The 16,862-nt window shown below is 60.9% G+C and carries 13 protein-coding genes; 2 read left to right on the top strand and 11 right to left on the bottom strand.

What is annotated here, in order from left to right; genetic code table 11:
- Nucleotides 1-304: 304 nt before the first annotated feature.
- Nucleotides 305-2,275 carry a cation:proton antiporter domain-containing protein gene (locus VVD49_RS14905; RefSeq protein WP_327600001.1) on the top strand — a complete coding sequence of 657 codons (1,971 nt, stop codon included), beginning with the start codon at nt 305-307 and terminating at the stop codon, nt 2,273-2,275.
- Nucleotides 2,276-2,323: 48 nt separating this feature from the next.
- Here the strand turns inward: VVD49_RS14905 and VVD49_RS14900 are convergent, their stop codons facing one another.
- Nucleotides 2,324-3,061: a prepilin-type N-terminal cleavage/methylation domain-containing protein gene (locus VVD49_RS14900; RefSeq protein ID WP_327600000.1), complete on the bottom strand. Its 738-nt coding sequence runs from the start codon at nt 3,059-3,061 to the stop codon at nt 2,324-2,326.
- Between the two features lie 94 nt (nt 3,062-3,155).
- On the opposite strand from VVD49_RS14900, the gene VVD49_RS14895 reads away from it, so the two are divergent.
- Nucleotides 3,156-4,889, top strand: coding sequence for an ATP-binding protein (locus VVD49_RS14895; RefSeq protein WP_327599999.1), 1,734 nt, complete (start codon nt 3,156-3,158; stop codon nt 4,887-4,889).
- 47 nt (nt 4,890-4,936) lie between these two features.
- Here the strand turns inward: VVD49_RS14895 and VVD49_RS14890 are convergent, their stop codons facing one another.
- The 10 genes from VVD49_RS14890 to mshL all read right to left on the bottom strand — a co-directional run.
- A complete protein-coding gene (locus tag VVD49_RS14890) occupies nt 4,937-6,265 on the bottom strand; it encodes an adenylate/guanylate cyclase domain-containing protein (RefSeq protein ID WP_327599998.1) in 1,329 nt (442 codons plus the stop codon).
- Nucleotides 6,266-6,289: 24 nt separating this feature from the next.
- A complete protein-coding gene (locus VVD49_RS14885) occupies nt 6,290-6,979 on the bottom strand; it encodes a type II secretion system protein (protein WP_327599997.1) in 690 nt (229 codons plus the stop codon).
- A complete protein-coding gene (locus VVD49_RS14880; RefSeq protein ID WP_327599996.1) occupies nt 6,967-7,992 on the bottom strand; it encodes a hypothetical protein in 1,026 nt (341 codons plus the stop codon). Before VVD49_RS14880 ends, VVD49_RS14885 begins: the two co-directional genes overlap by 13 nt.
- A gap of 32 nt (nt 7,993-8,024) precedes the next feature.
- Complete coding sequence (locus VVD49_RS14875; protein ID WP_327599995.1) at nt 8,025-8,408, bottom strand: hypothetical protein; 384 nt, start codon at nt 8,406-8,408, stop codon at nt 8,025-8,027.
- On the bottom strand, nt 8,405-9,001 hold the full coding sequence (locus VVD49_RS14870; protein WP_327599994.1) for a hypothetical protein: 597 nt from the start codon (nt 8,999-9,001) through the stop codon (nt 8,405-8,407). The genes VVD49_RS14875 and VVD49_RS14870 overlap by 4 nt, the downstream gene beginning before the upstream one ends.
- Nucleotides 8,998-10,533, bottom strand: coding sequence for a hypothetical protein (locus VVD49_RS14865; RefSeq protein ID WP_327599993.1), 1,536 nt, complete (start codon nt 10,531-10,533; stop codon nt 8,998-9,000). The genes VVD49_RS14870 and VVD49_RS14865 overlap by 4 nt, the downstream gene beginning before the upstream one ends.
- Nucleotides 10,534-10,569: 36 nt before the next feature.
- Nucleotides 10,570-11,772: a type II secretion system F family protein gene (locus VVD49_RS14860; RefSeq protein WP_327599992.1), complete on the bottom strand. Its 1,203-nt coding sequence runs from the start codon at nt 11,770-11,772 to the stop codon at nt 10,570-10,572.
- A 10-nt stretch (nt 11,773-11,782) separates the two neighbouring features.
- A complete protein-coding gene (locus tag VVD49_RS14855) occupies nt 11,783-13,498 on the bottom strand; it encodes a GspE/PulE family protein (protein ID WP_327599991.1) in 1,716 nt (571 codons plus the stop codon).
- A 7-nt stretch (nt 13,499-13,505) separates the two neighbouring features.
- Nucleotides 13,506-14,714, bottom strand: coding sequence for a tetratricopeptide repeat protein (locus VVD49_RS14850; RefSeq protein WP_327599990.1), 1,209 nt, complete (start codon nt 14,712-14,714; stop codon nt 13,506-13,508).
- The coding region (mshL, locus tag VVD49_RS14845; protein WP_327599989.1) for a pilus (MSHA type) biogenesis protein MshL at nt 14,711-16,862 on the bottom strand (2,152 nt) is incomplete at its 5' end. The genes mshL and VVD49_RS14850, both read right to left, overlap by 4 nt.

The raw sequence follows: 16,862 nt of genomic DNA, 5'->3' as shown, positions 1-16,862 counted from the left end.
GGTGGTGATATCGCGCGGGGACTACCGGCCCCGGTCGAACTTGGGTTCATGCGGCTGCAAGGTTAAACTGGGCAGTCTTCAACGCCGACGTCCATCGCGTGGAGTGAATCTGGAGACTGTGAGCCCTGATGAAATTTGCAGATTGAGCGCCGAGTCAGTCTGGCGGCGCTCATTGAGCCAGACCATGGCAGTCGCTGTGTGTTCATCAGATGCTGCAGTATAACAAACCGTCGCTGGCGCACTGCGCACAGGCGGATGACCTGAAATCGGCGCCCGGGGGTTGGGCTTACTTATCGGTATTGCCATGCATCACGCGCTGGATCTGATACTGCTGTTGCTTGCGGCTGCCGTTGCGGTCGTGATCCTGTTCCGCTCGCTCAATTTGCCGCCGGTACTTGGCTATCTGGCCATTGGTGCAGCGCTGGGGCCGAACGCGGCCGGGCTGGTGCCGGATACCGAACAGGCGCGCTACCTCGCCGAGTTTGGCGTGGTGTTCCTCATGTTTACCATCGGGCTGGAGTTTTCGCTCGGGCGGCTGTTTGCCATGAAGCGCCTGGTGTTCGGCGTGGGTGGGTTGCAGGTCGTGCTGACGGTCCTGCTCGGAACTGCATTCGGAAAATTGTTTGGGCTGAGTGGCCTGGCCAGCTTTGCGCTGGCGTCAGCGATTGCCATGTCGTCGACGGCAGTCCTTTCCAAGTTGCTTGCCGACCGCATGCAACTTGACACGCCGCACGGTCGCGAAGTGCTGGGCGTGCTGCTGTTCCAGGATGTCGCCGTCGTGCCTTTGCTGATCCTGATTCCAGCGCTCGGGCAGAAGTCTGCCGATCTTGCAACGGTGCTGGGCTGGGCGGCGCTCAAGGCGGTGGTCGTGCTCACCGTGCTGCTGTTCCTCGGGCATCGCCTCATGCGGCCCTGGTTCCTGCTCGTGGCGCGTCGCCGTTCTTCCGAGCTGTTCATGCTCAACATCCTGCTGATTACGCTGGGCTTGGCCTGGGTGACCGAGCGCGCGGGCCTGTCCCTGGCGCTTGGCGCCTTCCTCGCGGGCATGTTGATCTCGGAAACGGAATTCCGCTTCGAGGTGGAAGAGGACATCAAGCCTTTCCGTGACGTGCTGCTGGGCTTCTTCATGGTGACCGTCGGCATGTTTCTGGATGTCGGCGTCATCGTTCATCACTTCCTGATCGTGCTCGGCGTGCTGGTGCTGATCCTCGTCGCAAAGTTCGGCGTGGTGTTCGCTGTCTCGCGAATGTTCAATGCTACGACCGGCACGGCCGTGCGCAGCGGCCTGTGGTTGTGTGCGGGCGGCGAGTTCGGCTTTGTCTTGCTGACGCAGATATCCGATCTCGACATTGGTTCGGCGCGCGCCGTGCAGATCACCGTCGCGGCGCTTGTCCTGTCGATGCTGATCGCACCCCTCATCGTGCAGATGAGTGACCGCATCGTGATGCGCTTCGTGAAATCAGAATGGCTGCTGCGTTCGATGGAGCTGACCAAGGTCGCGGCGCAATCGATTGCGACCGAGAAGCACGTCATCATTTGCGGCTACGGCCGCAGCGGCCAGTACCTGGCGCGCTTCCTGGAGAAGGAAGAGTTGACCTACGTGGCGCTGGACCTTGACCCGGATCGCGTGCGTAGCGCCGCTTCAGCAGGCGATACGGTCGTGTTTGGCGATTGCTCTCGCCGTGAAACCCTGGTCGCAGCGGGTCTCATGCGTGCGAGTGCCGTGGTCGTCTCCTTCAATGATGTCCCTGCTGCCATGCGTGTGCTGCATCACGTGCAGGCGATGCGGCCTGACGTACCTGTGGTGGCACGTGCTGCGGATGATGCTGATATGGAGCGCCTCATGGACGCGGGCGCCGTCGAAGTCGTGCCCGAGATGCTGGAGACCAGCATCATGCTTGCCAGCCACGTGCTGGCTTTGATCGGCATGCCGCTGTCACGCGTGATTCGCAGCGTGCGTGACATCCGCAATCAACGCTACTCGGTCATGCGCGGCTTCTTCCACGGCGCCTCCGACGCGGCGGACCGTCCCGATGCCCTGCAGGAGCGCCTCTATTCCCTCGCCTTACAACCGGGAGCCTATTCCATCGGCAAGCGACTGGATCAGCTCAAGCTGGACACCATCAATGTCACTGTGACCGCTATCCGCCGCCGCGGTATTCGCGGCGTCAATCCGGTGCCGGAAACCCAGCTTGAGGCAGGTGACGTGCTGGTGTTGCTGGGAGTGTCGGCGGATCTTTCGGTGGCGGAGTTGAGGTTGTTGAAGGGCGGGTAAACAAAAAACGGCCTCGAAGATCGAGGCCGTCTGCGCGTCAATTGGTACTTAGAAACTGCTGCAAACAATGTACAGATCTGTCTCCACATAGGCCGCAATGGCGGCAACCCCCGAGAGATTATCGATCGCAACCGAATTCGCATAAGCCCGGACTGATCCACCGTTGGCAGTCCCATCGTCTATTGTCGTATCCACTTGCTGGGCAATACGGCCCGACACGTTGCCTTCGCAGACAAAGAATCTCCCGGCTGCAAAGCCGGTGGGGCGCGTGCTTTGAATGCCGATTCGTCCACTTTCTGCGCCAGTCGGCTCCCAAGCTCCGGCGGCAGGTGCTCCCAGTGCTCCTGGAACAAGATTGGCAAGACGAAGGTGCTGCCACGCGAGTGCCGATTCCTCTGCTGGTGTTACTGAATTCCAAGGGCTCTCAATCAGCCCGTCGCCGTCGCCGTTTGCCGTGGCGGCTCCTACGTGTGTCGTGGCTGCTTTGTCATCACCAGGAAGTGCTCTGAACCGATCTTGATATGCCGCCACCATTGTTGCGGTATTTCTAAAGTCAGCTATCACCGCCTTTGCTTTTGCGCTATTGATTAACTCTTGGCCCTTCAGCACGCCGCCCAGCAGCAGGCCGATGATGACCAGAACGATGGCGATTTCGACGAGCGTGAAACCGGACTGTTGTGTTCTCATATTGTTGAACCGACTCTCGATGAATGTTGTTTGTGCAGCTGATTTAGCAACTATGATGCCACCCGCCAAGGCGAAGATATTGCCGATTTCTGACGGCACGGAAAGATGAACTGTCGAATTTCTGACGGTGTGTGCGGTATTTCACGGCACTCGGCGTCACGATTTGCCCATCACGGTTTACCCGGGACATTTGATGAATGAATGGATAGCGAGGCTCACTGCGCTAGCAGTGCGTCCGTGGCTTCTGGCATTCAGCCTGCTGCTCTTGCATCTGGGCTTGCTGCAAGGCGTAACGACCCCCGTCGGTCGTGGCTTGATCGTCGGCCACCTTGGCTCCGTGCTGTTGTGGCAACCCCTGGTGCGGCAGGACCGCAAACTTGGTGCAGGCGCGCTGCTGGCTGCGCTTGTCATCGTGGCGGGGCTGGGGCTCTTCATGTCCTGGGGGTTGGCGCTATTGTGGATGCTTGTGCTGGCTGGCTTGATCGGCGCCGAACTGTTCCGCCATCCGGTGGGCCGGGAACGCATGTCATTCTGGTGTGCTGAGGCGTACCTCATCGTCGCGCTTGTGGCCCTGACGCTGCCGCAGCTACTGCCAGTGGAGGCGCGTCCGACCGATCTGCTGGGAAACGTCGTCAGCCTGATGGCGCCCTTGCTTCTCATGCTGGTGCCGACCTTCGTGCGCAAACTGGCGCGTACGCGCGAGCAGATGGCCCTGGACTTTGTCGGTGGCCTTGTCATCGTGCTGGTCCTGAGCGGGGTCTTGCTGGGGGCACTGGCCCTGATGTTCGTGTCTGGTCTCGAATACATTCCGGCCCTGTTGCAGTCGCTTGGCATCATGGCGATCTGTCTGCTGCTGCTGGGCTGGGCATGGAACCCGGGGCAGGGGGCGGGCCTGAGTCTGGCGATTGCCCGCCATGCCTTGTCAGGTGGCGCACCGTTCAGCCACTGGCTGGATGAGGTGGCGCGCCTGGCGACGGGAGACAATGGCCCCGAAGTGCTGCTGGAAGGTGCTGTCACACGCATGCTGGCGTGGCCTGGTATCGAGGGCGCTGACTGGCGGGTGATTGTTGAAGGGCAGGAGCAGGGTGGTTTCGTTGGCCGCATTGCCACGCGTCGCAGCCGTCTGCAGCATGGCGCGGTCGAGATCGGTCTTCACACCCGCTACGAACTGGCGCCCATGCACTTATGGCAAATGGATTTGATGGTGCGCTTGCTGTCGGAGTTTCACGCGGCCAAAGAGCAGTCGCGCCGTTTGCAATCGCTCTCTTATCTGCGGGCCGTTCACGAAACCGGTGCGCGCATGACGCATGAGGTTAAGAACCTCCTGCAATCCATCGACACTCTGTGCTTCGCCATGGCCCAGGCGGAGCGGGATGGTCGCAGCGAGGCCTTGCAGAGCCTGTTGAGCCGGCAGCTGCCGATGATCAGCCAACGACTGCACGAAGCGCTCGAACGCATACGGCAGCCGGAAGCTACTGATGTGCGCGAGGGCGATGCGGAGCAGTGGTGGTTGGCGGTTCGGGAGCGCCTGAGCGGGGAGCGTGTGGTGTTCGAGCTCGATGGCAATTTGGCGGGGGCTCGTTTGCCCGTATTGTTGTTCGATACCGTTGCAGAAAATCTGGTGCGCAACGCGCTGGACAAACCGGCCGACAAAGAACGTGGCGGCGAGGCGCCGAACATTCGCGTCACCTTGAAAGCAAATGACGCGTCATGTGTCTTGCAGGTTGAGGATGATGGCGTGCCGCTGGATGGTGATCGTGCTGATCTTCTTTTCGTGCGGCCCTTGCCTTCTGATCGCGGTCTGGGTATCGGCCTGTACCAGGCATCGCGCCTCGCTGAGTCGCTGGACTACCGCTTGTATCTCGCAGAAAACAAGCGTGGCTGCGTACGTTTTGAACTGGCGCGAACGCTCAATTCGCAGGTGTGAACATACCGTCCGGGAAAATTATCCGGTGCTTCAGGATGCTTGCGGAATCAGCTTGTCTGGCGCGCGGCGGAGGATGATGCGATTCGCCCACTCAGTCGCCATACCTCGACCTTGCCCTTGCCCTTGAGGCTCAAGATGACAGGCGCTTCGAAAGTGAAGCGCCCCTTGAGCAACTCATAGCTTGCACGGTCGCACTGGATGCCATCCGGCAGTCCTTCATCCGTGATGCGACTGGCGAGATTGACCGTGTCGCCCCACAGGTCATAGATGAATTTCTTCTTGCCGACCACACCCGCCACGACGGGCCCCGTACCGATGCCGATGCGCACGTGCAGCGGCTCACCACGTGTTGTCTGGTCGCGGCGTAGCCATTCATGCATATCGAGCGCCAACTCGGCGACTGCGCAGCAGGCGTCAGGCAACTCGTCTGACAAGCCGCCGGCCACCATGTAGGCATCGCCAATGGTCTTGATCTTTTCCAGTCCGTGCCGCTCGGCGAGTTCGTCGAAGCTGCTGAACACGCGATTGAGCATGGCAAAAACCTGGTCCGCTTCCATGTCGGCTGCCAGGCCCGTGAAGTTCACGATGTCGGCAAACATCACCGACACTTCTGCAAACCCGTCTGCAATCGTCGCGTCCGACGCACGCAGACGGTGCGCAATCGGAGCCGGCAAGATGTTGAGCAGCAGGCGTTCGGAGCGCTCTTGCTCCGCTGCGAGTTTCGTGTGCGCTTCTTCAAGACTGGCGCGCGCCTTGGCGCGGTCGAGCAGCGCAAAGCGCAACAAGAGATAGACCAGCGTAGACAAGGTGACGAAATTCAAGGCGAAGAACACGACCGAGGTCTGGCGCGAAATCGTGGTGTGCGTAGTGAGCGTCACGGGGACCATGTCGGCCAGCAGGTAGTCGGATGCACCTGTCATCAGAGTCAGCACAACATAGGCGAAAAACCATGGCAGCGATTCGCGTACCCCCATGCATAGCAAGGCGCAGATAGGTGCGAGCAAACCCCACAGGATCAGGCCGGACGCCGACACGAAGTCGCCAAGTGCCCACTGCGCAACGAAGGGGAAGAACAACAGCAAACCGATCTGCGAAATGCGGAACAGATCGAAATTGCGGAACTGGATATACACCCACAGGTTGAAGGCGACGAGTACCTGCAAACCGAAGGGCAGGGAGGACGACAGGTTCGGACCCATCCAGCCATAGATCATCAACCACAGCACCGAGGCCAGGCTGACGAGACCGCTCATGAATACCAGCAGGGATTTCTGCTGGCGCAGGTCTTCGCTGTCGCCGGGTTCTATGCCGGCGTTGCGGAGGCGGGTCATGAACGAGCTGCCGGAGTTGTCCATGGGTGGCATGTGCGTTGTCATCGAAGTCTCTTGTGCCGAAGCCTCTTATGGCCCCGCGGAGGAAGACGAGGATGAATAGGAGCTGAGCGGTAGCGGTCGGCCAGCAGTCGTCATCCTGCCGAACAAGGCATAGCGCGAAACCCACTCGAGCACATCGTCGGAACCTGCAACCGCAGCGACGACGGTGGTGTTATCGATCTGTGGTGTGGCGCCGAGGTCATTTGCCGACGCATCTACCGCATCTTCTCCGATACTCCATACCGCGAAAGCGATCGCGCCATATGTGCCAGCCCCACTTGCATTGGCATCGATATTGGCACCACCGCTCAGGACCTTGAGCGTTCCCAGCGTGGCGAAGCCGAAGCCGGCGCTGCCGGCCATGCCAGGGCTGGCTGCATAGCGCAGCGGTTGTCCCCATACGTCCGCGCTTGGCAAGCCCAAGGTACGCCACGGCAGGAAACCCTTGCTGGTCGGGCAGGGCTGGGGGGCGGCATTGCCATCGCTCGTCGCTGCGACGCACGGCAGCGCCTGATTCGTCACGGCGTAGCTGAGCAGTGCCTCGCGGGCTTCACGTAATTGTTCGCGTGTCTGGGAGATGCGCGTATAAGCCGTTTGCGCGCGCAGCGCCGAAATCGCGCCGCCCGCCAGCAACATGATGACCAGCAGTGCGATGGCAATCTCTACCAGCGTGAAACCAGCGTCATGGCGACCTGCAGGGGCTTTCAGTAAGAGCACTGTGTTTTCCCGGATGTGCGTGTGCAACTGAGACTGGTGTTGCTATCTTGCGCCGTCAGTATGCGCGATGCCGGATCATACTTTAGCGAGCCATACCAGTCATTGAAGCAGAGCCAGCTCACGGGGTACTTGAAATTGGTGGGGGCGGATGAGCTGGATGAAGCAGCACTGGATGAAGCGCTCGCTGAACTGGAACTGCTCGCACCGAACTGCACGCCGGGACAGCTGCCGGCGGTAAGGCTGGCGCCAGCCGGCTTAAGCGCATCGTCGAAGTTGCCGCTGTCGCCACTGCGAATCGTGGACAGCGATGTCGGCTGGGTCAGTGTTTTTCCTTGCAGATAAGCGGCAAACGCGGGCGTGTCCACGGCCATCAAGACCTGGTCGAACATACCTGGCAGAAGATCGCGTTTCTCGATCAGCAACGATGCCGTTGTCGTAGTCAGAGCAGGCTTCGCCGCGAGGGCCTGCACGACGGCCGTGCCCGCCGTGCTATCAACAGTCATCTGATAGCCCAGCGAGTCCAGCGAGCAGGTGGTGACCGACGTGTTTGCCAGCAGGATCGCCCAGGCCTTTGCAGCCACACCCGAGTTGTCGATGAACGTCAGGTCCGGGTCGTAATACGGGTTGAGTTTTTTCTGCGCGGCATCCGTACTTCTGTCTTTCGTATTCACGTTGTTGCGTACAGAAGGGGCGATCACATACTGCACGCATAGTCCGTTACTGACAGCGGGAGGGCTGAGGCGGCTGGCCCCTGCCTTGTCTATCCCGCTGACATTGAACGTAGACGCGAGGTCGGCCGACACACCACAGCTCGGTCCGCTGGGGCACGGGAAACTTCCCGGCGTATTGTCTTCCTGCAAGATCTGGTTGATCAGTTGCTGTTTGAGTATGTCGAGCAGGTCTGTAAGCTGGATGCGCGCAGCACTATCTGCAGAGGCGGTCGTCGGCAGTCGATTGGCGCGGGCGAGCAAAGTACCTGCGGCCACAATGACAAGCAGCAACATGAACGCCATGAGAATGACGCCGTGTTGCCGGTTGCGTACGGTCACTTGTCACCTGTCGTGTTTGTCGGACCCAGCTGCCTCGATTCTCCAACCTTTAGCTCCACGCCGGTCTTGCTCCCTGAGATAACCCGGGCAGAGCTGTCGTCGACCCGCGTCACCGGCGCGTGGTCCGTATAGCTTTGGCCGTTGATCCAGATGGTTTGCTTCCCTGACGAGCGTCGCACGATGCCGTCGAGCCGTACGCTGTCGAGTTGTTGCGCAGGGTCGATGCGGGCGTTGTTGCGGCGCAGTTCGTCGAGCAGGGCGCGCTTCTGCGGCGTGAGGAAGAGCCGCCCCAGACCCGTTTGCCAGTCTGCCTCGGCAGCCTGTGTCGCACCGCTGAACAACACGGTGATCACAAGAAGGCTGGAGTTGCGCAGCGTCATGGTTTGGCCCCTGTTCCAGTACTGACCGTCAGCCATTCAACGGTACATTCAGCGCGCAGGTTGATACCTTGCATCGGAGAGTCGCCAGACGGCGTGAGCGTGCAGCGGCGGGGCGCGACGATGGCATTTGCCGGTTGACTGCGCAGCTCGGTCATCAGGTCGACGAAGTCTCCTTCGTGCAGCAAGCCAGCGCGGATCTGCATGCGGCTTGCGCTCAGCTGATAGTCGCCCGGCGTGGACAGCGGACCGAGGATGCGCTGCGGCAGGAGCTCGAAGTCAAGCTGGGCGAAGCGATGCTGACCGCGGATGCTGCGCAGCCGGTCGGCCCAGTCCAGGCGGTGTTCGGAGCCGATGATGCCGCGCTGGCGCAGGGTTTCGAAGCGATCAATCGTCCGGCGGATCAGCGCTTCGTCTTCGGAAGTGTGCCGGTAGCGATCCGTTGCTTCACGCGCTTCTTGTGTCGTGCGGATGCGTTGGGCAATGGCCTTGCTGCGCGCACTGTAGGAGAACCACAGCATGGCGGCGCTGATGAGCAACAGGCACACGCTCAGCACGACCGGGCCGGAGAAGGTATTGGCGCGTTTGTGCTTCATGGTTTGGCCCCTGGTAGCGTGAGCTGCAGGCGGAAGGCCGGGCGCTTGCCGGCGTTCTGTGCCTCGCTGCGCAAGGTCTTGTCCGATTCGGTATCGAAGGGCTGCTGCACCAGTACGACATCGCCCCGGCTTTGCTGGCGCAAGGCATTGGCAAAGGCCTGGATGCGCGAGATGGTTGCGCGTGGGTCGCTTGCGCTGGCAGCGTCCAGCGAGGCGCTGGCGATCAAGGTCTGGCGCGTCATCGGCGCGCTGCTTGAAGGCGTATTGCGCGCGTCGTCGCGCCAGTCTGCTTCCTGCCACTCGAGGCCATCCAGCGTGATGTCGGGAAAGGCATCAAGCGTCTTGCTCAAATGCTGTAGTGCCATGCGTGGATCGACCACGCGCACCGACAGTTGCTCGATGCCATCGACCGTGCTGCGCAAGGCGTCGAGTGAAGTCGGCATCTGCGGCAGGCTGGTGAGGAGTTGCTTGTAGCGGGCGTCCTGCAGCATGGTCTGGCTGCGTTGGCTCTCGGCCTCTGCCCGTTCCGTGCGTGTGTCGAGCGCCCATTTGAGCGACAACACCGAGCTTGCCGCCAGCACGACGACGCCCGCAACGAGGATGGCGAAGCGCGCCTGCCAGATGCGGTAGAAGCGTCGCTCTTGCGGTGGCGCCAGTTGCACGCTCGTGGTCTCACGCATGGCCAGTTGCATGATGACTTCACGGCTGTCCGAATGACGGTGACGGAGTGGAATTCTCAGCTTGTGCGCGAGGGCTTCCAGCGAAGCCGCCTGGAACTGCAGGTTGTCGACGGGTTGTGTCGTGCCTGCCAGCTCGGCAAGCAGCGGTTCGGCATCGCGGGCAGACAGGACAATCCGCACCGGCAGCGCCGTGCCCCGCGGTAACCAGCGCTGTGCGTTGAGGTACTGGTAGGTCTTCTGCGCTTCGCGCAGGCAATCGAGCCCCCAGCGCGAGAACGGACCCTCGGGCGCTTGTGCCAGCCGCGAGAAGCGCAATTTCCCCTGCTCGAAATAGATCTGGCGGATGCCCGAGTCGGACAGGAGCAGGATCAGTCCGCGCGGGCTGTCCGGGAAAACACGCCTGACCAGTTTCTCCGTCAGCAGAGGAACGGAATACAAGGCCGTGACAGCTGCTTCGGCGCGCCGCAGTGCGGCCAGCCAGGGCTCGACCAGTGCCGGGCGTGTGATCGCAGTAAATAGCAGGCGCTCGTCGCGACGCCCATTCTTGTCGCGTCCAAGGGACAGGGCGGCGGAGTAGGGGGAGCCGAAGAAGTGCTGGGTCAGTTTGCGTGTGATCAGTGCGCGCCGATCCGGGCCTACGACGTGAGGAATGTTCTCGAGGTGAAAGCCTTCGTCTGCCACATCTGCCAACAGGGTGTGCAGGCCATCACGCGTTTCCTGCAGCCAGTCTTCAAAGCCCTGCACGCCTTCTTCACCGCCTGCAAAGCTGTGCAGGTGCTGCACGTCGTGCTGGCGCACGAGGTGGCAATGCAGGCCTTCCTGGTTGATGAAGTGGAGATAGCGTTGCGGCATCTGTTATTTGTTTCCGGTCTTGGTTCGGGCGCGCGTTCAGGTTTTCATCTTGGTGATGATGTCATAGACAGGGCCGAGCACCGACATGGCGACCCAGAGCATCAAGGCGCCGAGCACGATGGTCAGTGCTGGCTCCAGCAGGGTCTGCAGACGCTCGACGGACTCCTTCACGTCGCGTTCGTAGAAGTAGCTGACGCCTTTCAGCGCGTGATCAAGCGAGCCGGTATGTTCACCGACGCGCAGCATGCGGATGACCAGTGGCGGGAACAGGCGCGCCGAAGAGAACGCGGCCGTCACGTTCTGCCCTTCTGCAATGGCCTGCTCGACGCGGATCAAGGCGTCGCGCATTTCGCGATTGCCCACAATGTCTTGCGCAACGCGGATGGTGTCGATGATGGCGATGCCTGACGAGTACATCAGCGCGAATAGCGTGGCGAAGCGCGACAGGATGATCTTGCGGTAGACATCGCCGACGATGGGCACGGCAAGCTTGAGGCGGTCCCAGCGCAGTGCAGCGCGCGGGCTGACGCGGATCCACACTGCTGTACCGATGGTGCCGGCGACGATTGCGAGTAGCACGAGCGGCCAGTAATTCACGAGAAAGCTCGAGATATTGATCAGCAAGCGTGTTTGCAAAGGCAGGGTCTGGCCGGTGCTCTGGAACAGACGCGAGAGCTGCGGTACGACGAAGATCATCGAGGTGGCGACTGCGGACAAGGTCACCAGCAAGACGATGGAGGGATAGATGATGAGCTTCGCAAGGAAGGAGCGCAGCTCATCTTCGCGCTTGAGCGACTCGTTGAGTTCGCGCAGTACATCGGGCAGATTGCCGCTGGATTCGCCAGCCCGGATCAGCGCGCAGAAAACCGGATCGAATACCTGGCCCTGTTCGCCCAGTGCTTGCGACAGGCTGCGACCACCTTCGATGCTTTCCACCACGCCGGCGATGACCTGACGGAAGCGCTGGTTCTCCGTCGAGTCACGCAGGTCAGAAAGCGCTTCGACCAGTGGCACACCGGAGCGCGTGAGTTGTTCGAGGTGAAAGCAGAAGTGGATGCGCTCACGCAGCGGAATCTTCGGCGCGCCAAAGCCGACATGCAAACGGGCCGGTTTGCCGGTGATGAGGTCGAGCTGCATGCGCTGCAGGCGCATTTCCAGATCGATGAGATTGAGCGCTTCGGTTTCGCCGCGCAGGATGCGGCCGCTGCTGTCCATGGCGCGGTAGGCGAAAATAGCCATGGCGCCTCGTTTACATTTCCGCGCCGACCATCCGCTCGGTCAGATCGACCACGCGGGCCAGCTCGTCAAGAGAGGTGGTGCCATCAAGCACGCGACGCACGCCGTCTTCGGCCAAGGTACGGAAGCCTTTGGCACGCGCGGCATTCCGCAGTTCGCGCATGGTGGCGCGGCGTGCGATCAACTCGTCGATGTCGGCATCCATGCGCATCAACTCCATGATTGCCGTGCGGCCCTTGTAGCCCTGGAAGTCGCACTTCTCGCAACCCACGGAATCGTAGAGCACTGCCGCACCGCGCTCGGCAGGCAAACTCAGCAGACGCAATTCGTAAGGCGCCGGCGGGCGGGCCTGCGCGCAATGTGGGCATAGCTTGCGCACCAGGCGTTGCGCGACGACGCCGATGATATTGCCCGCCATGATGTCGGGCAGGATGCCGATGTCCAGCAGGCGTGGAATGGCACCGAGTGCGGAGTTCGTGTGCAGGGTCGAGTAGACCTGATGGCCCGTCATGGCCGCACGGAAAGCCATGTCGGCGGTTTCCGAATCGCGCACTTCGCCGACCAGGATTACGTCAGGGTCCTGGCGCATCATCGAGCGTATGCCGTTGGCAAAATCCAGCTTGGTCGATTCAGATACCGAGGTCTGACGGATCATCGCCATCGGGTACTCGACCGGATCTTCGAGGGTCATGATGTTGATGCCCTCGGTGTTGATGTGATTCAGGATCGAGTAGAGCGTCGTCGTCTTGCCGCTACCGGTGGGGCCGGTGAACAACAGGATGCCTTCGGGGCGCGCGATCATCAGCTTGAGCGTGTCGAGCTGCGAGTCGGTGAGGCCCAGGTCGTCCAGCGCGACGATGCCCTTCTGGCGATCCAATACCCGCAGCACGATGTTTTCGCCATGCAGGGTTGGTTGGGCCGAGACGCGGTAGTCCACCGGGCGACCGCGCACGTTCAGCGAAATTCGTCCGTCCTGCGGTGCGCGACTCTCGGCGATATTCAGCCCGGCCATCACCTTCAGGCGGACCGCCATGGCGGGCCAGTAGGATTTATGCAGGGCGCGGATCTGGCGCAGCAAACCGTCGATGCGATAGCGCACGCGCAGGAAGCTGGCTTCCGGCTCGAAGTGGATGTCCGAGGCTTCGCGCTTGACCGCATCGGAGAGCAGCGCATCGACCAGGCGTACTACCGGCTGGCTGTATTCGTTGGTCGAAACGGCCAGAGAGCGGTAGTCGATTTCGCCTGTCTCGATCTCGGTCAGGATGCCGTCGATGGAAAGCTCGAAACCGTAATGCTGGTCAATCGCGCGTTCGATTTCGCTCTCGCCAGCCAGCCAGGTTTCGATCTGGGCGTTCTCTGGCAGCAGTGCGCGCAACTTGTCGAGCGCTACGATGTCGTCGACATCGCCCATTGCTACGACCAGGCGGTGGGTGTCAGCTTCCCACAGGAGAGGCAGTAGGCGATGGCGTTTGGCGACGTCCTCGGGGACGAGCGCCAGCGCTTCCGGGCCTGCGATGGTGTGGGTGAGGTCTACGCCTTGCTTGCCGAGTGATGCCGACAAGGCGTCGCGCAACGTGACTTCGCTGACGAAACCAAGTTTGACCAGCAGCTTGCCCAACGCTTCGTTGGTACGCGACTGTTCGTGCAGGGCGATGCGCAGCTGGTCCTCGCTGAGGATGCCCTGATTGATGAGTTGCTGCCCGAGCGGCAGTCGAAAGGCTGTTGCCATAGATATCTCAGCGCTCCCGCAGCGCCTGGATGCGGCTTTGTGCCACGCTCTTGTCAAAGCCTGCGGGGCGGCGCGCCGTTGCTTGCAATGCGCGTTCGTAGAATTGTCGTGCGACGCCGGGTTGCGAGAGATGCTCCAGGCTGATCGCGAGATTGAAGAGGATGTCCGGGTTGTCGCTGTCCAGCGTATAGGCCTGGAACAGCGCTTGTTGCGCCTCATTCCAGCGGCCCTGGCGTGCCAGCAAGCTGCCCAGCGAATAGTGCGCCGCAACGCCTGCTGGTTGTGATGCGATCAGGTTGCGCAGCCGGCTTTCGGCGGCAGTCGGATCGCCTTCCGCATACAACAGGGCCAGTTGCGCGTTTGCGGTAATGTCTTTCGGATCGGTCTGGGCGGCCGTGCGGAACATGCGTTCCGCCACGTCGGGTTGGCCGCTACGCCAGGCGATCAGGCCCAGCGCATTCAGGGCGTCGACATTGCGCGGATCCAGTCGCAGTACCTCCTGATAGCGCTGACGGGCGACGGCATAGTTGCCTTCCTGAAACGCGGCATAGGCGCTCTGAATGCCGTTGTCCGGGGGCGCACTCGTACGCGGGGAGGGTTTGACTTCATCCTGCAGCGTCGCGTCGACCGGGGGTTTTGGTGAGGCAGACGCCCGCACAGGCGTTCGCCCTTCGCGGTGCGGGAGGGGGATGCTTGAGGGAGGCTCTGGCGTGGTCACTGGTGAGTTCGTCGCAACGGATGCATCAGGCACAGCGGATACGACTTCAGCAGGCGGCACTGCCTGTGCGGGTTCCGTTATTACCGGCATCTGGGCTACAGCCTGAGGCGTTGCCTGCACGTTTGGTGCAATCAGGCTGCTCCGAGGCTGGATTGCCCACCAGACATAGCCCGCGCCGATGAGCAGTAGCGCAATACCGACACCCGCCAGTATCAGAGGCATGCGATTGGGGCCTTGCTGCTTCACCTCGAATAACTCTCGCGCAGCCTGACTGGCGGCCGTGCTCGAAACGGCCGGGGTCGGACGAGCGTGGCTGGCGCTTCTCACTGGCGTTGGCGTGCTGGCTTCGCGAGCATTGCTCGCTACTGGCGGCGGTGTGCTGAGGCGTGGCTCGGGCAGGGGTTCGAGTTCGATGCCTCCAGTGGGAGGTGTCTCGTTTCCCTGGGCCTGCGCGCGCGCCGCTTCAGCCTGCTTCAGCGCGTCGATCAGCAGGCTCATCGAGTAACCCCCAAGGAAGGGGCTCCCGGCATGCCGGAGGGAGGGACGAAGAAACTCGATTGCGGCAGATCGCCGATGTTGACGCTTGTATCTCCATCGCGGATCACTGTCGGGCGGATGAAGATCACCAATTCTGTCTTGCGCTTCGAATCGTTGCGATTCTCGAACAGTCCGCCGAAGATTGGTGCTTGTGACAGCCCTGGCACTGTATCGGTGACGTTGTTCAGCAGGTCTTCCATCAGGCCGCCCATGATGGCGATGTTGCCGCTATTGACGCGTAATACAGACTCGATCTCCCGTGAGCGGACGATAGGGATGCGGTTGACGATTCCCAGTACCTTCAGTGCTGGATTCGGGTCGAGCGCGCCCTCGCCGACGGTGCGTGACAAGGTGGGGCGGATGTTCAACAAGACGGTATTGCTTTCGCCGATCTGTGGCGTGACGTTCATGACCAGGCCAATCGGGACGGTATGTACCGTGCTTGTGTAGGTCACGACAGACTGGGTCTGGTTCTGGTTGGTCGTGCTCTCTATGGTGAAGTACACCGTGTTGTCCACAACCTTCAAAACGGCACTTTGATTGTTCAGAACGCTGACCTTGGGGCTGGACAGCACTTTGACGTTACCGAATGACTCCAGAAATTTCAGCGAACTCTTGAAGTTGCCACCGCTGGAGTCGTACCCAACCTCCATCAAAGTCGAACTAGGGCCGGAGATCGCCCCGACTGCGCTCTGGATGATGCGCAGCCCCGTGTCGAACACGTTCAATGCGCGCCAATCGATACCCTGTTGATAGTTCTGCGAAAGTTCGACTTCCGCGATCGTGGCCTCGATCAGCACCTGGCGGCGCGCGCTGTTCATGACCTGGCTCAGGAATTCCTGAACCTTCTCATGCTGGCGGCCTGTCGCCCGGATCGACACCACACCCGCTTCCGGATTGGCAATGATGGATGCCGCTTCACGGAAGGTGACTGTCTTCTCTAGTTGAGTCGACCTCTTCTCCGTGTCGGCGCTGCGCGTCAACACATCGTCCGGCTTGCTGGTCTTGACGGAGGTCGTCGTACTGCCGCCCTGCGTGGTCGTCTCCACCGTCTTCTCGGCAGCGCCATCGGGGAAAATCTTGTCCGTTTCGCGCAGCAGATCTTTCAGATTCTGGGTCAGGGTTTCCCAGAAATGATTGCGTGCCGTGTTGGTGACCAGAGTTGTCGAACTGTTGCCGGCCGAGTTGCCTGAGCTGCCGCTATTGTTTCCGCCACTTGAGTTGCCGATATTGCCGCCACCTGCCGTTGCGATCTGGTTCGACACTGCAACGGACCCCGTCGTGTCACGCGACATATTCACGTAATCGACGCGATAGGTGCGCAGGAAAGGCGCGTCCGGCATGACCGCCAGATTGTTGCCGTCCAGCTCGAAGCGCATGTCCACCTGTTTTGCGATGCGCGACAGCAACTGAGGAAGTGTTTGATCGAGCGCGTTCAGGGTGACGTTGCCGTTCAGGCCTGGATGGATATCCACATTGACCTTGGCATCGCGGGCAAGGGCAAACAGCAAATCCTGAACGCGCAGATTGTTAACGACGACTGAATAAGTTTCCGGCTTTGCCTGTGGGCGTGGGGGAGGAGGACTGAATCCCTGCTGGACTGGCGCAGGTATGTCGCGGACTGGCGTAGCAGCGGATGTCTGTGGGGCCGACAGGTGGCGATCAGTGTCCAGTGGTACGCCACTTCGGGTGACGCATGCCGCAAGCAATAATGTAGTCAGCAGCAAACCAAAAGTAGACAACTTCACGCGCAAAGCCCGGAGAGATTGTTGATGGTGGCTGATATTAACGCAAAACGTGAATATGTCACGGCGGCGGGGTCTGCATATATATAGCAAGCCCGCCGCCTGGTCTCGTTTCGGGTTTGGTGGGATCTGTTGATTTTTACGATTTCTGTCGCGACGCCGCAAAAGTTCTTGACCTCCCCCTGAAACCTGTCCATAATTCTGCCTCTTCGCTGCTTCCGGGCGATGCGCTGAAACCGCGTGATCGAGGTACTGAGTCAAGCGAAGTCGGCGAGCTGCAAAGCCAAGCTGGACGCGGGTTTGCGGCGAATGAGGTGGTGTTGTTGAAGTCGAGTGATTCGCAAAAATAGTTTTGCAAATTGCT

This window comes from Uliginosibacterium silvisoli (assembly GCF_036017035.1).
Lineage (GTDB): Bacteria > Pseudomonadota > Gammaproteobacteria > Burkholderiales > Rhodocyclaceae > Viridibacterium > Viridibacterium silvisoli.
This window is presented reverse-complemented; position numbering and strand designations above follow the sequence as displayed.

What these genes read in the sequence shown, in the direction of transcription:
- VVD49_RS14905 (WP_327600001.1), top strand. Translation starts at nt 305, where the DNA reads ATGCATCACGCGCTGGATCTGATACTGCTGTTGCTTGCGGCTGCCGTT.
- VVD49_RS14895 (WP_327599999.1), top strand. Translation starts at nt 3,156, where the DNA reads ATGAATGAATGGATAGCGAGGCTCACTGCGCTAGCAGTGCGTCCGTGG.
- VVD49_RS14890 (WP_327599998.1), bottom strand. Translation starts at nt 6,265, where the DNA reads ATGACAACGCACATGCCACCCATGGACAACTCCGGCAGCTCGTTCATG.
- VVD49_RS14880 (WP_327599996.1), bottom strand. Translation starts at nt 7,992, where the DNA reads ATGGCGTTCATGTTGCTGCTTGTCATTGTGGCCGCAGGTACTTTGCTC.
- VVD49_RS14875 (WP_327599995.1), bottom strand. Translation starts at nt 8,408, where the DNA reads ATGACGCTGCGCAACTCCAGCCTTCTTGTGATCACCGTGTTGTTCAGC.
- VVD49_RS14870 (WP_327599994.1), bottom strand. Translation starts at nt 9,001, where the DNA reads ATGAAGCACAAACGCGCCAATACCTTCTCCGGCCCGGTCGTGCTGAGC.
- VVD49_RS14865 (WP_327599993.1), bottom strand. Translation starts at nt 10,533, where the DNA reads ATGCCGCAACGCTATCTCCACTTCATCAACCAGGAAGGCCTGCATTGC.
- VVD49_RS14860 (WP_327599992.1), bottom strand. Translation starts at nt 11,772, where the DNA reads ATGGCTATTTTCGCCTACCGCGCCATGGACAGCAGCGGCCGCATCCTG.
- VVD49_RS14855 (WP_327599991.1), bottom strand. Translation starts at nt 13,498, where the DNA reads ATGGCAACAGCCTTTCGACTGCCGCTCGGGCAGCAACTCATCAATCAG.
- VVD49_RS14850 (WP_327599990.1), bottom strand. Translation starts at nt 14,714, where the DNA reads ATGAGCCTGCTGATCGACGCGCTGAAGCAGGCTGAAGCGGCGCGCGCG.